This window comes from Thiomonas sp. OC7, from assembly GCF_900634595.1.
GTDB classification, from domain to species: domain Bacteria; phylum Pseudomonadota; class Gammaproteobacteria; order Burkholderiales; family Burkholderiaceae_C; genus Thiomonas; species Thiomonas arsenitoxydans.
Genome location: NZ_LR131953.1, coordinates 657,189 through 672,650, shown reverse-complemented (window position 1 = coordinate 672,650; position 15,462 = coordinate 657,189). Strand labels below are relative to the sequence as shown.

At 62.5% G+C, this 15,462-nt stretch carries 10 protein-coding genes and 2 tRNA genes; 7 read left to right on the top strand and 5 right to left on the bottom strand.

Annotated elements, in window-relative coordinates:
* Positions 1–61: 61 nt before the first annotated feature.
* Positions 62–148, bottom strand: a tRNA-Leu gene (locus BIO17B3_RS03175).
* An 84-nt stretch (positions 149–232) separates the two neighbouring features.
* Positions 233–317: transfer RNA gene (locus BIO17B3_RS03170), tRNA-Leu, on the bottom strand.
* Between the two features lie 175 nt (positions 318–492).
* On the opposite strand from BIO17B3_RS03170, the gene rnr reads away from it, so the two are divergent.
* Complete coding sequence (rnr, locus tag BIO17B3_RS03165; protein WP_156052997.1) at positions 493–2,820, top strand: ribonuclease R; 2,328 nt, start codon at positions 493–495, stop codon at positions 2,818–2,820.
* Positions 2,821–2,864: 44 nt separating this feature from the next.
* Here rnr and BIO17B3_RS03160 read toward each other — a convergent pair whose 3' ends face one another.
* From BIO17B3_RS03160 to ompA, 3 genes are all read right to left on the bottom strand, one after another.
* The gene (locus BIO17B3_RS03160) at positions 2,865–3,737 is read right to left on the bottom strand and encodes a cytochrome c oxidase assembly protein (RefSeq protein ID WP_013123473.1); all 873 of its coding nucleotides are present in this window, start codon (positions 3,735–3,737) and stop codon (positions 2,865–2,867) included.
* 141 nt (positions 3,738–3,878) lie between these two features.
* On the bottom strand, positions 3,879–5,237 hold the full coding sequence (locus BIO17B3_RS03155) for an aspartate aminotransferase family protein (protein WP_156052996.1): 1,359 nt from the start codon (positions 5,235–5,237) through the stop codon (positions 3,879–3,881).
* A 174-nt stretch (positions 5,238–5,411) separates the two neighbouring features.
* Positions 5,412–6,104 carry an outer membrane protein OmpA gene (gene ompA, locus BIO17B3_RS03150; protein ID WP_156052995.1) on the bottom strand — a complete coding sequence of 231 codons (693 nt, stop codon included), beginning with the start codon at positions 6,102–6,104 and terminating at the stop codon, positions 5,412–5,414.
* Between the two features lie 440 nt (positions 6,105–6,544).
* Between ompA and gyrA the strand changes: the two genes are divergently transcribed.
* The 6 genes from gyrA to BIO17B3_RS03120 are packed head-to-tail and all read left to right on the top strand — an operon-like array spanning position 6,545 to position 15,416.
* A complete protein-coding gene (gene gyrA / locus BIO17B3_RS03145; RefSeq protein ID WP_156052994.1) occupies positions 6,545–9,151 on the top strand; it encodes a DNA gyrase subunit A in 2,607 nt (868 codons plus the stop codon).
* A 6-nt stretch (positions 9,152–9,157) separates the two neighbouring features.
* Positions 9,158–10,261 carry a 3-phosphoserine/phosphohydroxythreonine transaminase gene (gene serC / locus BIO17B3_RS03140; protein ID WP_156052993.1) on the top strand — a complete coding sequence of 368 codons (1,104 nt, stop codon included), beginning with the start codon at positions 9,158–9,160 and terminating at the stop codon, positions 10,259–10,261.
* 6 nt (positions 10,262–10,267) lie between these two features.
* Positions 10,268–11,365 carry a prephenate dehydratase gene (gene pheA, locus BIO17B3_RS03135; protein WP_156052992.1) on the top strand — a complete coding sequence of 366 codons (1,098 nt, stop codon included), beginning with the start codon at positions 10,268–10,270 and terminating at the stop codon, positions 11,363–11,365.
* A 35-nt stretch (positions 11,366–11,400) separates the two neighbouring features.
* Positions 11,401–12,531, top strand: coding sequence for a histidinol-phosphate transaminase (hisC, locus tag BIO17B3_RS03130; RefSeq protein ID WP_156052991.1), 1,131 nt, complete (start codon positions 11,401–11,403; stop codon positions 12,529–12,531).
* Between the two features lie 4 nt (positions 12,532–12,535).
* Positions 12,536–13,450 carry a prephenate dehydrogenase/arogenate dehydrogenase family protein gene (locus tag BIO17B3_RS03125; RefSeq protein ID WP_232054168.1) on the top strand — a complete coding sequence of 305 codons (915 nt, stop codon included), beginning with the start codon at positions 12,536–12,538 and terminating at the stop codon, positions 13,448–13,450.
* A complete protein-coding gene (locus BIO17B3_RS03120; RefSeq protein WP_156052989.1) occupies positions 13,437–15,416 on the top strand; it encodes a bifunctional 3-phosphoshikimate 1-carboxyvinyltransferase/cytidylate kinase in 1,980 nt (659 codons plus the stop codon). Before BIO17B3_RS03125 ends, BIO17B3_RS03120 begins: the two co-directional genes overlap by 14 nt.
* Positions 15,417–15,462 lie beyond the last annotated feature (46 nt).

The following is a 15,462-nucleotide window of genomic DNA, read 5'->3' as shown; positions in this document are numbered from 1 at the left end:
TGATTTTATAGGCTGTTTTTGCTTTCGCTGAGACGTTGCGGAAACGCCTGAAACGTGCCTCTGGTGCCGGGAGCGGGACTCGAACCCGCACGCTTTTAAGGGCGCTGGATTTTGAATCCAGTGCGTCTACCGATTCCGCCATCCCGGCTGGGAGATCAGGCATTCTTGCATTTGTGCCTGACGGAAAGCAAAACGGGGAATCGAAATCCCCCGTCTGTACTTTCTGCAATTTTGGTGCCCAGAAGAGGACTCGAACCTCCACGCCTCGCAGCGCTAGTACCTGAAACTAGTGCGTCTACCAATTCCGCCATCTGGGCAACGAAGCGACACATCTTAGCATAAAGTTCGTGCTTGTAAAGACTGGGCCGCGCTTTTGAGGTTGATCGGGGTCCGCGGTGATAATGCACTAGTCAGAACAATGTTTGGCTTCATTTCCATGCGGCGCCAAGGCCGCGACTCTGCAGTGGTCTGCAGTCAAAAAAAGGATTCTCCGTGATTGTTGAAGGTATCGTGCGCGGTCATCGCGATGGTCATGGCTTTGTCACGCCCGATGATGGCGGCCCCGATGTTTATCTTCCGCCGCAGCAGATGCGTACTGTGCTGCACCTGGACAGGGTGCGAGTACGTGTGGGCAAGCCCGATCGGCGGGGGCGGACTGAAGGACAGATCATCGGCATTCTGGAACGGAGCACGCGACCCATCATCGGGCGTTTGTTGCAAGAGGGCGGAACGTGGTTGCTGGCGCCCGAGGACAAGCGCTATGTGCAGGACATTCTGATATCGCCCGATGCCATTGGCAAGGCGCGTGCTGGTCAGGTGGTGAGCGCTGAAATCACCCAGCCGCCGCTGCCCAACGTGCAGCCGGTCGGGCGGGTGCTGGAGGTGTTGGGGGAACTCGATGACCCCGGCATGGAGATTGAAATTGCGGTGCGCAAATACGGCGTACCGCATTTGTTTTCGAGCGGCGCGCTGCGCGAAAGTGCGGCTTTGCCTGACGCGGTGCGTGATGCCGACTCGGCCGGGCGCATCGATTTGCGCGATGTGGCGCTGGTGACCATCGACGGCGAGGACGCGCGGGATTTCGACGATGCGGTGTATTGCGAGCCCGCGAAAATCGGTCGCGCCAAGGGCTGGCGTTTGCTGGTGGCGATTGCCGATGTCTCGCATTACGTGCGCGAAGGGACGGAGCTCGACGCGGATGCGCTGGAGCGTGCGACCTCGGTGTATTTTCCGCGGCGCGTGATTCCCATGCTGCCGGAAAAGCTGAGCAACGGCCTGTGCTCGCTGAACCCTCAGGTGGATCGTCTGTGCATGGTGTGCGACGTGCTGATCTCCGCGCAGGGTGAGCTCAAGGCCTATCAGTTTTATCCGGCGGTGATGCGTTCGCAGGCGCGACTGACCTACACGGAGGTTGCAGACATCTTGTCGAACACGGCAGGAAAGCTAGCGCGCGAACGTGCGCCGCTGGTGCCACATCTGCTCAATCTGCGTGCCGTGTTTCACGCCTTGCTCAAGTCGCGGCAGGTTCGGGGCGCGCTCGATCTCGATATTCCCGAAACGCAGATTGTGGTGAATGCCGCGGGCAAGATCGAGGCCATCGTGCCGCGACATCGCAACGACGCGCACCGGCTGATCGAGGAATGCATGCTGGCAGCCAATGTGTGTGCCGCCGATTTTCTGGAACGCAACAAACAGCTTGCGCTCTATCGCGTTCACGAAGGCCCCACGCCCGAAAAGCTCGAAACGCTGCGCACCCTGCTGGGCAATCTCGGGCTCACGCTAGGCAGCAAAGGGGCGCCCGAACCCGCTGACTATCAGGCGCTGGCGCAGTCCATCGAGGAGCGGCCGGACGCCCTACAGATTCAGACGCTTCTGCTGCGTTCCATGCAGCAGGCTATTTATACGCCGCACAACAGCGGGCATTTCGGCCTGGCCTATCCCGCCTATACCCATTTCACCAGCCCGATTCGTCGCTATCCCGATCTGCTCACCCATCGCGGCATCAAGGCCATTCTGCACGGCACGCATTACACCCCGAAGTTCAGCGAACGCATCGAACTCAATCGTGGCGAGCAGAACGCGCGCCGCGCGCCGCAGCGTCAGCTTGCAAGCGTGGCTCCGGCAGCTCCGGTATCCAAGGAGCAGGCTAAGGACATGCCGATCTGGGAGGCGGCCGGGGTACATTGCTCGTCCAATGAGCGTCGGGCCGACGAGGCCAGCCGCGATGTCGAGAGTTGGCTGAAGTGCTGGTATATGCGCGACAAGCTCGGCGAGGAGTATGCGGGCACGATCACCGCAGTGACCGGCTTTGGCCTTTTTGTGCAACTCGATGCCCTGTTTGTCGAAGGCCTGGTGCACGTCTCGGAAATTGGCGCCGATTACTTTCGCTACGACGAAGCGCGCGGCGAGTTGCGCGGTGAACGTACCGGTATTCGTTACGCCTTGGGCGGGCGTCTGCTCGTGCAGGTCAGCCGGGTCGATCTGGATGGCCGCAAGATTGACTTCCGTCTGGTGCGCGAAGGCGGCAAGTCCAGCCCGTCGAACAAGCCTTTACCGACTTCCGGAGAGATCAAGGGAGTCGACGAAGACGTGTTTGCGCTGAATCCGCAAATGTCGGCCGGTGTGCGCAAATCCCGGACGTCGTCAAACGGGGTGGGCAAAGGAGTGGCCAAATCGGGCGGCAAGGGCCAGCGGGGCCCCGTGGAGGCCGCGATTAAAACCGCGGCCGCGTCAAGTGCCAACGGCAAGGCGGCGAATGGAAAATCGTCCGCAGATCGCAAGACTGGCAAGTCGACCAGCCCGCGCAAACGGGCCCGCTGAGCCGCTTGCAGCCTGCGCCGTTCGAACTCGACAGGTGCAAAGTCTCAAACGACGGGTGGTACGGCGGGCGTAGCCGAAGCAACGGTGCGCTTATTAGGCCGCGTTTTGAGTCGGCCTCGGTCTGAAAGCCGCATCCAACTGCGCAACGCGATCATGCTGGCCAGGATCATGGGGAAAGAGCCCGGAATCCACAGGATCAGGCCGCCAAGGTGTTGGTCAGTCAATGGGTCGAGGCTCAGCGCGCGTCCGCAAATTTCATAAATCGGGTAGTAGTCGGTCATGCTCAGAGCGAGGATCGCGCCCCATACCATGGTCGGTAGCATGCTCAGCAGAGGTAGAAAAACCCGCTTTCCCGGCGAGAGATGGGCAGGCGGATTGGGACGGGTATCGAGAACCAGCCACCAGAACAAAAGACCATCAAGCGCCATACTCCAGTTCATCAACCGGTAGGTCGGCGCATTGAGCATGACAAAGGGGTGAAAAGACGGAATCAGCCAGAGCAATGCCATACCGCCAAACAATAACGCGGCGAAGTAAGGGTTGAACAGCACGAGCTTGGTCGCCCGTACAACTGCGTTGCGCTGAAAAGGCTTCAGCCAGCGCACCCTGATGCTCACGGGAATGCCGGCTCGCAGCACAGCGAGCGGATAGCTCCACATCATGAGCAGCGGCGCGAAATCATGCAGCGAAATTTGCTGCGAGATATGCACGAAAAACTGATGTTCGGCGTAGTAGTCCCAGCGGGTTTGGAAGGCTTGCCACATCAGCACCCATCCCAGCCAGAACCGAACCTGGCGCGAGACTGAAATCTTCCGTCTGCGGCAGCCGCGCACATAGAGAACAGCCGCAGTCGCCAACAGGACGAGGGCCGTTGGAGACAGTTCCCAGGGTATGAACCAACGCAGCAGGGAGTCCATGTGTGGAGGGGAAAAAAGAAAGGAAAGTGGAATTCGCGATAAGACACGCACTTTAACGCGCGGCGACAGTCTCGAGGTCGAGAGGCCGACAAGACATGAAAAACCCGGCGCGAGGCCGGGTTGACAAAGGGGGCGAACCGTTCAGTCGATGGTGCGCAGAACGTCCCGAAGGGTCGACATGATCTGATCGATCTGGCCGCGCTCGATGATGAGCGGCGGCGACAGCGCAAGGGTGTCGCCCGTGTACCGCACCAGCAGGCCGCGTGCGTAGCAGCCGACAAACGCTTCAAAGGCCCGTTTGCCCACGCCGGCAGGCCGCGACTCCAGCTCGATGGCGCCGATCAGCCCGATATTGCGCAGGTCTTTGACGTGTCGCACGTCTCGCAGGGCGTGCAGCGCTTCCTGCCAGTAGTGTGCAATGCCGTCGTCCTGCACGCGGGTGAGCAGCTGGTCGCGCTTGTAAATCTTTTGCGCCGCGACGGCAGCGGCCATGGCCAGAGGATGGCCCGAATAGGTGTAACCGTGGAAAAATTCGACGGTGCCGTCCGGAGATTCGTTCACGACCGCGTCGTAAATGCCATTACGCACGAACACTGCGCCCAGCGGCACCGCCGCATTGTTCACCGCCTTGGCGGTGGTGATGATGTCGGGCGTGACCTTGAAATACTGTGCGGCAAACGGCGTGCCCAGCCGACCATAGCCGGTGATGACCTCATCGAAAATCAACAGAATGCCGTATTTGTCGCATATCGCGCGCAGCCGTTCCAGATACCCCTTGGGCGGCACAAGCACACCGGTTGACCCAGCGACGGGCTCGACGATCACGGCGGCGATATTGCTCGCATCATGCAGCGCCACAATGCGTTCGAGCTCATCGGCAAGGTGTCCGCCCCATTCCGGTACGCCCCGCGAAAAAGCCTGATGGTCAGGCGCGTAAGTGTGGGGCAGATGATCCACATTGGGCAGCAGCGAACCGCGGAAGGTCTTGCGATTCGCCACCATACCGCCCACGGAGATGCCCCCGAATCCCACGCCGTGATAGCCGCGCTCACGCCCGATGAACAGGGTGCGCGTTCCGTCACCGCGCGCCCGGTGATAGGCCAGGGCGATCTTCAGGGCCGAGTCCACCGACTCTGAGCCGGAGTTGGTGAAAAACACCTTTTTCAGATCAGCGGGGGCGATTTCGGCCAGCAGATTGGCCGCCTCGAACTGCACAGGGTGGCCCATCTGGAATGGGGGGGCATAGTCCATCTCCTGCGCCTGATGGGCAATGGCCGCGCTGATCTCCGGTCGGCCGTGGCCCGCGTTGACGCACCACAGGCCCGATGTGCCGTCCAGAATTTGACGTCCGTCGTGAGAGCGGTAATACATGCCTTGCGCACTGACGAGCAATCGGGGGGCGGCCTTGAACTGCCGGTTGGCGGTGAACGGCATCCAGAGCTGGTCCATCGACGGTAGCTCGGTCATTGCGCCAGAACGCTGAAGTTCGGCTTGATCCATGAAACTCTCCTGTGAACGGGAATGTGTGTGGCTCCGATGTTTCGGTCTGTGCCCCCTCAAATATAGCGAAGGCGTTGTCAAGCAGCGGCACCGCGCCAAAAAGAAAAAGCCCCGCAGGGCGGGGCTTTTTCGGTGAAGCAGTCAGCTCTAAGTCGGCAGCTTTCTTGAAACAGCTTACTTAGTGACCATGTGGGTACCGACAACCTCAACCACCGTGCGGCGGTTGGGGGCTTGGCATTCCACTTGTTGTTTGAACGTGCCCTTGCAGCTCTTGGGATCGACGCGGAAGTCGGTCTTGCCCTTGCCTTCGACGTAGATCTTGTCAGCCGGGACACCCTGGCTCACCAGATAAGCCTTCACGGCTTCAGCACGGCGAACGGAGAGCTTCTGGTTATAAGCCACGCTGCCGAAGCTGTCGGTGTAGCCGGTGGCGATCACGACTTCCAGATTGATGGCCTTGATCTTGCCAGCCAGATCATCGAGCTTTTCCTTGCCAGCGGGCAGCAGAACAGCCTTGTTGAACTGGAAGAAGGCGTCGGCGTTGTAGGTGACCTTTTCGCTCACAGGCACAGGGGCCGGAGCGGGGGCGGGGGCGGGCGCAGGCGCGGCGGCAGGTGCGGGGGCAGGCGCCGGAGCAGGTTCAGCCTTGGCCACGACAGGCAGGCCACAAGCTTCGCTGGAGGCGGTTGCCGGCGTCCAGAAGTTGTCTTGCCAGCACAGCTTGTTGTCGCCGTTCATCCAGGTCAGACCGTACGGGTCTTGCCAGTTGTTGATGCTGCGAGCCTCACCGGCATGGGCAGCCGCCAGCGAAGATGTTGCGAGAACCGCAGCTGCGAACAATTTTGCGATTTTTTTGGGGTGGATCATGTTATTTCCTCTCGGTCGTTGATCGTTCATCGCAGCCAGAACTGCGTGTTGCCATAATAAGCGCCAGGATGCTTTGGGGTGTGAGCAATTGCCGCTTGAACTCGTTCACTGCCCGAGAACCCGACACCTGACGCATTCACTACTAGTAAACCCGAAGACATTGTGCCACAGCGTCTGTGACGTTCAATTGCTGAAACGATTCGTTTACGTTATGCCCCGAGGTGCGCATACCGACGTTGCTGTTTCGCAACATTAGCGTGATTTTTCTGCTCCACATTCCGTCATCCATTTCGCTGCTGCGCTGAAACCGGACCACGAAATACGGGCTGCTAACATCGTTCGCTTGACTGGGGGCGTGTCTGCTAGACGGGCGACGCCCGGTTTGTCGGGCCCGGTCTGGTCGCTCCGACGTCTGATCTATTGCTGCGAAGCACTCACTCATGTCCGTTTTTGCCAAAGAAACCCTGCCAATCAGCCTAGAGACGGAAATGCGCCGCTCCTACCTCGATTACGCGATGAGCGTGATCGTGGGTCGTGCACTTCCCGATGTGCGAGATGGCCTCAAGCCGGTGCATCGGCGCGTGCTGTATGCGATGCACGAATTGAGCAATGCCTGGAATCGGCCTTATAAGAAGTCGGCGCGCATCGTGGGTGACGTGATCGGTAAATACCACCCGCACGGTGACCAGTCGGTGTACGACACCATCGTGCGCATGGCGCAGGATTTTTCCTTGCGCTACATGCTGGTGGACGGACAGGGCAACTTTGGCTCGGTGGACGGCGACAACGCCGCGGCCATGCGCTACACCGAAATCCGGCTGTCGAAGATCGCGCACGAAATGCTGGCTGATATCGACAAGGAAACCGTCGATTTCGGCCCCAACTATGACGGCTCCGAGCAGGAGCCCCTTCTTTTGCCTGCGCGTCTGCCCAATTTGCTGATCAATGGCTCGTCGGGCATTGCGGTGGGCATGGCCACCAATATTCCGCCGCACAACCTGGGCGAGGTGCTCGACGCCTGTTTGCATTTGCTGCGCAACCCTGGGGCGACGATCGAGGAGTTGATGGAGCGCGTGCCTGCGCCCGACTTCCCGACGGCGGGCATCATCTATGGCACTTCGGGTGTGCGCGACGCTTACCGCACCGGACGCGGTCGGGTGGTGATGCGGGCGCGTTGCCACTTTGAAGATCTTGAAAAGGGCCAGCGTCAGGCCATCATCGTCGACGAGTTGCCGTACCAGGTCAACAAACGCACCTTGCTTGAGCGCATCGCCGAGCTGGTGCAAGAGAAAAAGATCGAAGGCATCAGCCACATCCAGGACGAGTCCGACAAGTCGGGCATGCGCGTGGTCATCGAACTCAAGCGCGGCGAAGTGCCTGAAGTGGTGCTCAATAATCTGTACAAGCAGACCCAGCTGCAAGACACCTTTGGCGTCAACATGGTGGCGCTGGTGGATGGTCAGCCGCGTTTGCTCAACCTGCAGCAGATGATCGCGGCCTTTTTGTCGCACCGCCGCGAGATCATCACCCGCCGCACGGTGTTCGACCTGCGCAAAGCGCGTGAACGTGGGCATGTGCTCGAAGGTCTGGCTGTGGCGCTGGCCAATGTCGATCGCATGATCGAACTCATCAAGGCCGCGCCCACGCCGCCGGTGGCGAAAGAGCGTCTGCTGGCGCAGGCCTGGGAGCCGGGCGAGGCGCGCGCCATGCTGTCGCGCGTGGAGGGTGACATCACCCAGTTCCAACCCGACGATCTCGACGCGCGTTACGGCCTCAAACCCGACGGTTATTACCTCAGCGAGACGCAGGCGCAGGAAATCCTGCAGATGCGGCTGCAGCGCCTGACCGGCCTGGAGCAGGACAAGATCGTGAGCGAATACAAGGACGTCATGGAACAGATCGCCGATCTGCTCGACATCCTTGGCAAGCCTGAGCGCATGACCGAAATCATCACCACCGAAATGAGCGCCCTGCGTGCCGAGTTCGGCGATGCGCGTCGCTCGCACATCGAGGTCAATGCCTACGACATCGACGTCGAAGACCTCATCACCCCGCAAGACCTGGTAGTCACCATCTCGCACTCGGGCTACGTCAAGAGCCAGCCTCTGGCGGAATACCGTGCGCAGCGCCGCGGCGGCCGCGGCAAGCTGGCCACGGGCACCAAGGAAGACGACTGGGTCGAGCAACTGTTCGTGGCCAACACCCACGACATGCTGCTGTGCTTCTCCAACCGGGGCCGGGTGTACTGGATGAAGGTGTACGAGTCTCCGATGGGCGGACGCGGCTCGCGCGGCAAACCTCTGGTCAATCTGTTTCCGTTGCAGGCCGGTGAGAAGATCACCACCGTACTGCCGGTCAAGGCCTTCGACGAGCAGCACTATGTGTTCATGGCGACCGCGCGCGGCACGGTGAAAAAGACGCCGCTGACGGCGTTCGCCAACCGTCGTACCGCGGGCATCATCGCGGTCGGGCTCGATGACGACGACTACCTCATCGGTGCGGCCATCACCGATGGTCAGCACGACGTCATGTTGTTTTCGGATGCGGGCAAGGCGGTGCGTTTCGACGAGGCCGACGTACGCCCGATGGGCCGCGAGGCGCGCGGGGTGCGCGGCATGCAGCTTGAAGCCGATCAGTCCGTCATCGCCTTGCTGGTGGCCGAAGACGAAACCCAGAGCGTGCTGACCGCCACGGAAAACGGCTTCGGCAAGCGCACGTCCATCACCGAATACACCCGTCATGGGCGCGGTACCAAGGGCATGATCGCCATCCAGACTTCGGAGCGCAACGGCAAGGTGGTGGCGGCCTGCCTGGTGCGGACCAGCGATGAAATCATGCTCATCACCGATACCGGTGTACTGGTGCGCACGCGGGTGGAAGAGATTCGTGAAATGGGCCGGGCGACGCAGGGCGTCACCCTGATCGCGCTTGACGCCAAGGCGCATCTCATCCAGGTGCAGCCGGTGGTGGAGGCGGACGACGACGAGCTGCCCCCGACCGAGCCGCCCCCGGCGGAAGACAGCGGCGCCGACACGGCCGCGGAGTGAGCCGAGATGGTCAAGCAACGCCCCTACAACTTCTCTGCCGGACCGGCCGCCATTCCTGAAGAGGTGCTGGAACAGGCCGCGGCCGAGATGCTCGACTGGCACGGCTGCGGCATGAGCGTGATGGAAATGAGCCACCGCGGGCCGCAGTTCGAGTCCATCATCGCGCAGGCCGAGGCCGATCTGCGCGAGTTGCTGCAGATCCCTGACGACTACGCCGTGCTGTTCATGCAAGGCGGGGCGATTGCGGAGAACGCTATTGTTCCGCTGAATCTATCGCGCGGGGCCAAGGCCGACTATGTGGTGACCGGAAGCTGGTCGCAAAAAAGCCAGCAAGAGGCCCGCAAATACTGTGATGTGCACCTGAGCGCCAGCGCCCACGACGATCAAGGCTACGGCAGTATTCCCGACAACGCCGCCTGGAGCATTCGCCCCGACGCGCAATATCTGCACGTCTGCACCAACGAAACCATCGACGGGGTGGAGTTTCACTTCGTGCCCGACAGCCGCGGCGTGCCGCTGGTGGCCGATATGTCCTCGCACCTGTTGTCGCGTGCAGTGGAGGTGTCGCGCTACGCCTGCATCTATGGCGGTGCGCAAAAGAACATCGGCCCCGCCGGGCTGACATTGGTCATCGTTCGCCGCGATCTGCTGGGCCATGCCCTGCCGCATTGCCCCAGCGCCTTCGACTACGCCGTGGTGGCGGCCAACCATTCCATGTTCAACACGCCGCCCACTTACGCGATCTACATCGCCGGACTGGTGTTGCAGTGGATCAAGCGCCAGCGTTTCGATGGACTTGAAGGGTTGGCCGCGGTGGAAGCGCGCAATATTGCCAAGGCGCATCTGCTGTACGACGCGCTCGATGCCTCGCAGCTTTACGAAACCCGCGTGGCCCGCGATTGCCGCTCGCGCATGAATCTGCCGTTTCATCTGCGTGATACCGCTTTGAACACCGCTTTCCTGCAAGGCGCCGAGGCGGCTGGGCTGCTGCAACTCAAGGGGCACAAGTCGGTGGGCGGCATGCGGGCCTCGATCTACAACGCCATGCCGCTCGAAGGCGTGCAGGCGCTGGTGAACTACTTGCAAGACTTTGAAAAACGCCACGGCTGAAATCCGATGAGCCAAGATTCCCAAGATGACCTGAGCCCCTGGCGTGACCAGATCGACGCCCTCGACAAACAGATTCTGGCGCTGCTCAACCAGCGGGCCGAAGCCGCGCAGCAGATCGGCCATATCAAGCAGCGCTTGAATATGCCCGTGTTCCGTCCCGAGCGTGAACGCCAGGTGATCGAAAAGCTACATGAGCACAATGCCGGGCCGCTGCGCAATGCCGGCGTGAGCGCCATCTGGCGCGAAGTCATGTCGGCCTGCCGCGCGCTGGAGGCGCCGCAGCGCGTGGCGTATCTGGGCCCTGCGGGCACGTTCAGCGAGCAGGCGGCGCGGCGGTTCTTCGGCGCCAGTGCGCAAGGCTTTCCCTGCGCGACCATCGACGATGTGTTTCGCAGCTATCTAAGTGGTGAGAGCGAGTTCGCCATCGTGCCGGTGGAAAACAGTACCGAAGGTGCGGTGGCGCGCAGCATGGATCTGCTGCTGGCGCATCCGGTGCATCTGTGCGGCGAGGTCAGTTTGCCGGTGCGGCATTTTCTGATGCGGCAGGAGCCTGATCTACAGGGCATCCAGACGGTCGCTGCGCATCCTCAAGCTTTGGCCCAGTGCGCAGGCTGGCTGCGTACGCATCTGCCCAATGCCGAAATTCGTCCCGTATCGAGCAATGCCGAGGGCGCCCGGCTGGCTGCGGAAGACGCCAGCATCGCCGGGATCGCCGCCGAGGCGACCGCGGTGCTTTACGGCCTGCACATCGCCGCGCGCGCCATTCAGGACGAGGCGCAGAACACCACGCGCTTTGTCGTGCTCGGCGCGGCGCAGCCCGAACCCACCGGGTCCGACCGCACCAGCCTCATTCTCTCCGTGCCCAATCGCGCCGGTGCGGTGTACGACCTGCTCAAACCGCTGGCCGCGCACGGGGTGAGCATGACCCGGTTCGAGTCGCGCCCGGCGCGCTCGGGCGAATGGGAATACGCTTTTTATATCGACGTCGAAGGGCACCAAGACGAACCCCGTGTGGCAACCGCGTTGCGCGAGCTGCAAGGAGTATGCGCGATGTACAAGTGCCTGGGCTCCTACCCCATCGATAAAAAACCACGCGACAACTGAGCTGAGCACGGCTCGCATCTCCCGAGAGTTTGAACATGTCAGAACAACACGCCACCCAAGCCCGCTGGGGCGCCGATTACGTCCAGGCCATTTCACCTTACGTCGGGGGCAAGCCCATCGCCGAAGTCGCGCGGCAGTTTGGTTTGCAGCCCGAGCGCATCGTCAAGCTGGCCTCGAATGAAAACCCGCTGGGCATGTCGCCCAAGGCGCGTGAGGCCATCATGGCCGCGATGGCCGACAGCACCCGCTACCCCGACAACGACGGCTACGCGCTGAAACAGGCGCTGGCCAGCAAGCTGAGTGTGCCGGCGGAGTGGATCACCCTCGGCCATGGTTCGAGCGACCTGCTGGAAATGGCCGCGCGTGCCTTGCTGACCGACGCCGATGCCGGCATGTATTCGCGCTACAGCTTCATCGTTTACACGCAAGCGGTGCAGGGCGTAGGGGCAACGCATCAGGTCGTGCCCGACCGCGATTTTGGTCACGACCTGCCCGCCATGCTGGCCGCCATCACCCCGCAGACCAAGTTGATCTTCGTGGCGAACCCCAACAATCCAACCGGCACGTTTTTGCCGGCTGACGAGTTGCACGACTTTCTGCGCAAGGTGCCGTCGCACATCGCCGTGGTGCTCGACGAAGCCTATGTGGAATACATCGAACCCGCGCTGCGTTACGACAGCATGGCTTGGGTGCGCGAATTTCCCAATCTGATTGTTTCGCGCACCTTTTCCAAGGCTTACGGCCTGGCGGGCCTGCGCATGGGCTACGGCGTGTCGCAGCCGGCGCTGACCGATGTGCTCAACCGGGTGCGCTCGGCCTTCAACACCAGCACGCTAGGACAGGCCGCGGCGCTTGCCGCGCTGGACGATCTGGCTTTCATCGATCAGGCCTATGCGGTCAACCGGGCTGGTCAGGCGCAGCTGGCTGCGGCGTTCGATGCGCTGGGCCTGCGCTACATCCCCTCGCAAGGCAACTTCATTCTGGTGAAGGTGGGCGATGATGCAAAGGCTGGCGCGCGATTGAATCTGGCGCTGTTGCAGCGCGGCGTGATCGCCCGTCCGGTGGACAACTACGGACTGCCCCAATGGCTGCGCATTTCGGTGGGTACCGAGGCGGAAAACGCCACCTGCATCGTCGCACTGCGCGACCACTATGCCGCAAGCTGAGGCCATGGACACTGTGATCGGCGACGAAGCCTCTGTACAGTTCGAGCGTCTGGCCATTCTCGGGGTCGGCCTGCTCGGCGGCTCGTTCGCCTTGGCTGCGCGTCGTGCCAAGCTGGCGCGGCGCGTCGTGGGCTACAGCAAGTCGCCCACGACCACCCGCACCGCGCTGGAACGCGGCATCATCGACGAAGAGGCCGATTCGGCGCTGCGTGCGGTGCATGGCGCCGATCTCGTGCTGCTGGCCGTGCCGGTGGTGTCCACCGGCGATCTGCTCAAGCAGTTGCGGCACGGGCTCGAACCCCACGCCCTGGTGATGGACGTCGGCAGCACCAAGGGCAATGTGGTGGCGGCGGCGCAGTCGCAACTCGGCGCGCGGCAAAGCCAGTTCGTGCCCTGCCATCCAATAGCGGGTAAGGAAAAGAGCGGGGTGCTGCATGCCGAAGCCGGTTTGTTCGACGGCAAGCGCGTGGTCATCACGCCGCTTGCGGCCAACAGCGACAGCTTTGTGGACATCGCCACCCAGGCGTGGGAGTCGATCGGCGGCGTGGTTTCGGTGATGTCGCCCGAAGAGCACGATGCGGCCTTTGCCGCCGTCAGCCACCTGCCGCATCTGCTGGCGTTCAGCTATGTGTATGCGCTCTCCAGCCAGCCGCAGGGCAGCGCCTTTTTGCAACTGGCCGGACCGGGGTTTCGCGACTTCAGCCGCATCGCCGGGGGCGATCCGCACATGTGGCGCGACGTGCTGCAGGCCAATCGCGACGAAGTGCTGCGGCAACTGCAACTCTACAAACAGGCGCTGGCGGGTTTTGAAGCGCAGATTCAGCAGGGCAACTGGAGCGCGGTCGAGGCGCTGATTCGCCGCGCCAGCCAGGTGCGGCAGGGCTGGGACGCTCCGGCGTCGTCCGATGATGACGTCTGAGGCGCGCGATCTGCCGCCGCTCATCGGCGCGGGCGGACGGGTGAAGCTGCCCGGTTCCAAGAGCATTTCCAATCGCGTCCTGCTGCTTGCGGCGCTGGCAGAGGGGCAGACCGAGATCACCGGCCTGCTCGATTCCGACGATACCCGCGTGATGCTCGCTGCGCTGCAAGCGCTGGGCATTGCCGTGCGGCGCGAGGGCCAGACGGCTCATGTGCAGGGCGGGGCAGGGCGCTTTCCGGCAGCGCAGGCCGATCTGTTCATGGGCAACGCGGGCACCGCGATCCGGCCGCTGACCGCCGCGCTGGCGCTGCTGGGAGGCGACTATGCGCTGCACGGCGTGCCCCGCATGCATGAGCGCCCGATCGGCGATCTGGTCGATGCGCTGCGGCAGTTCGGTTGCGACATCCGCTACACCGGGCAGGAAGGCTATCCGCCGCTGCACATCGGGGCCAGCCATTTCCGCCTGAATGGCGACGTGGCCGTGCGCGGCGATGTCTCCAGCCAGTTTCTCACCGCCCTGTTGCTGGCGCTGCCGCTCAAGGCGAGCGATCACGACATCGCCATTGCGGTGCAGGGCGAGCTGATTTCCAAACCCTATATCGAGATCACCCTCAACCTGCTGCGGCGCTTTGGCGTGCAGGTGCAGCGCACCGGGTGGGAACGGTTTGTCATTCCTGCGGGCAGCCGCTTGCGCAGCCCTGGCCGCATCGCCGTGGAGGGCGATGCGTCGTCGGCCTCCTACTTTCTGGCGGCGGGCGTACTGGGTCAATGGCACGGCAGGGGCGCGCCGGTGCGGGTGGAGGGCGTGGGGCGCGACAGCATTCAGGGCGACGTGGCGTTTGCGCGTGTGCTCGAAGACCTCGGCGCCCAAGTGCGCTGGGGCGACGACTTTATCGAAACCGACGGCCTGCAAGCCGGATTGACCGCGCTGCGCGGTGGCGACATCGACTGTCTGGCCATTCCCGACGCTGCCATGACCCTGGCGATGACCGCGCTGTTCGCCGACGCGCCCACCACGCTGACCGCCATCGGCAGTTGGCGCGTGAAAGAAACCGACCGCATCCACGCCATGGCCACCGAGTTGACCAAGCTCGGGGCGCAGGTCGAATCCGGCCCCGACTGGCTGCGTGTGCATCCCTTGCCCGCAGCGCAGTGGCGCAGTGCGGCTATCGCCACTTACGACGATCACCGCATAGCCATGTGTTTTTCGCTCGCCAGCTTCGGCCATGCCGACATCCGCATTCTCGATCCGGGCTGTGTGGCAAAGACCTACCCCGGCTATTTCGACGACTTTGCCCGCATCGCCCGGCCCGTGCCGGTCATCGCCATCGACGGCCCCACCGCCTCCGGCAAAGGCAGTATCGCCACCGCCGTGGCCGAGGCGCTGGGCTTCGATTGCCTCGACTCGGGCGTGCTCTACCGCCTCACCGCCTGGGAGGCATTGCAGCAGGGCGTGCCGCTGGACGACAGCGACGCGCTGGCCCGGCTCGCGGCCGATCTGCCCGTGACCTTTACTGCGGGCGGCATCGATCTGAACGGACAAGTTTTCGACGCGGCACAACTTCGCACTGAAGCCGTGGGGCAAGCCGCTTCGACCATCGCCGCCATTCCCTCCGTGCGCGAAGCCTTGTTTGCCTTGCAGCGCAGCTTTCGGCGCGCGCCGGGGCTCGTGGCCGATGGTCGAGACATGGGCACTGTCGTCTTTCCAGACGCGCCCCTCAAGGTCTTCCTCACCGCCAGTGCCCACAGTCGCGCCGAGCGCCGGTATAAGCAATTGATTTCACAAGGGATTCCCGCTATACTTGCAGACGTTTTTGCGGAGCTTGAGCTGCGCGACGCACGCGATACCCAGCGTGACGTGGCTGCGCTGAAGCCCGCACCAGACGCCCAACTGCTGGACAGCACCGATCTGAGCCTTGAGCAAACGGTTGAAGCTGTGTTGGCTTTGTGGCGTCAATCCGTCTGAACGCGCGCCCTGCGCGTCTCAGTTTTTTCTCTCTCCAACCCCACGG

Bases quoted from the DNA above. Each gene is read 5' to 3' on its own strand.
- BIO17B3_RS03160 (WP_013123473.1), bottom strand. From the start codon at position 3,737: ATGGACTCCCTGCTGCGTTGGTTCATACCCTGGGAACTGTCTCCAACG.
- BIO17B3_RS03155 (WP_156052996.1), bottom strand. From the start codon at position 5,237: ATGGATCAAGCCGAACTTCAGCGTTCTGGCGCAATGACCGAGCTACCG.
- ompA (WP_156052995.1), bottom strand. From the start codon at position 6,104: ATGATCCACCCCAAAAAAATCGCAAAATTGTTCGCAGCTGCGGTTCTC.
- gyrA (WP_156052994.1), top strand. From the start codon at position 6,545: ATGTCCGTTTTTGCCAAAGAAACCCTGCCAATCAGCCTAGAGACGGAA.
- serC (WP_156052993.1), top strand. From the start codon at position 9,158: ATGGTCAAGCAACGCCCCTACAACTTCTCTGCCGGACCGGCCGCCATT.
- pheA (WP_156052992.1), top strand. From the start codon at position 10,268: ATGAGCCAAGATTCCCAAGATGACCTGAGCCCCTGGCGTGACCAGATC.
- hisC (WP_156052991.1), top strand. From the start codon at position 11,401: ATGTCAGAACAACACGCCACCCAAGCCCGCTGGGGCGCCGATTACGTC.
- BIO17B3_RS03125 (WP_232054168.1), top strand. From the start codon at position 12,536: ATGGACACTGTGATCGGCGACGAAGCCTCTGTACAGTTCGAGCGTCTG.
- BIO17B3_RS03120 (WP_156052989.1), top strand. From the start codon at position 13,437: ATGATGACGTCTGAGGCGCGCGATCTGCCGCCGCTCATCGGCGCGGGC.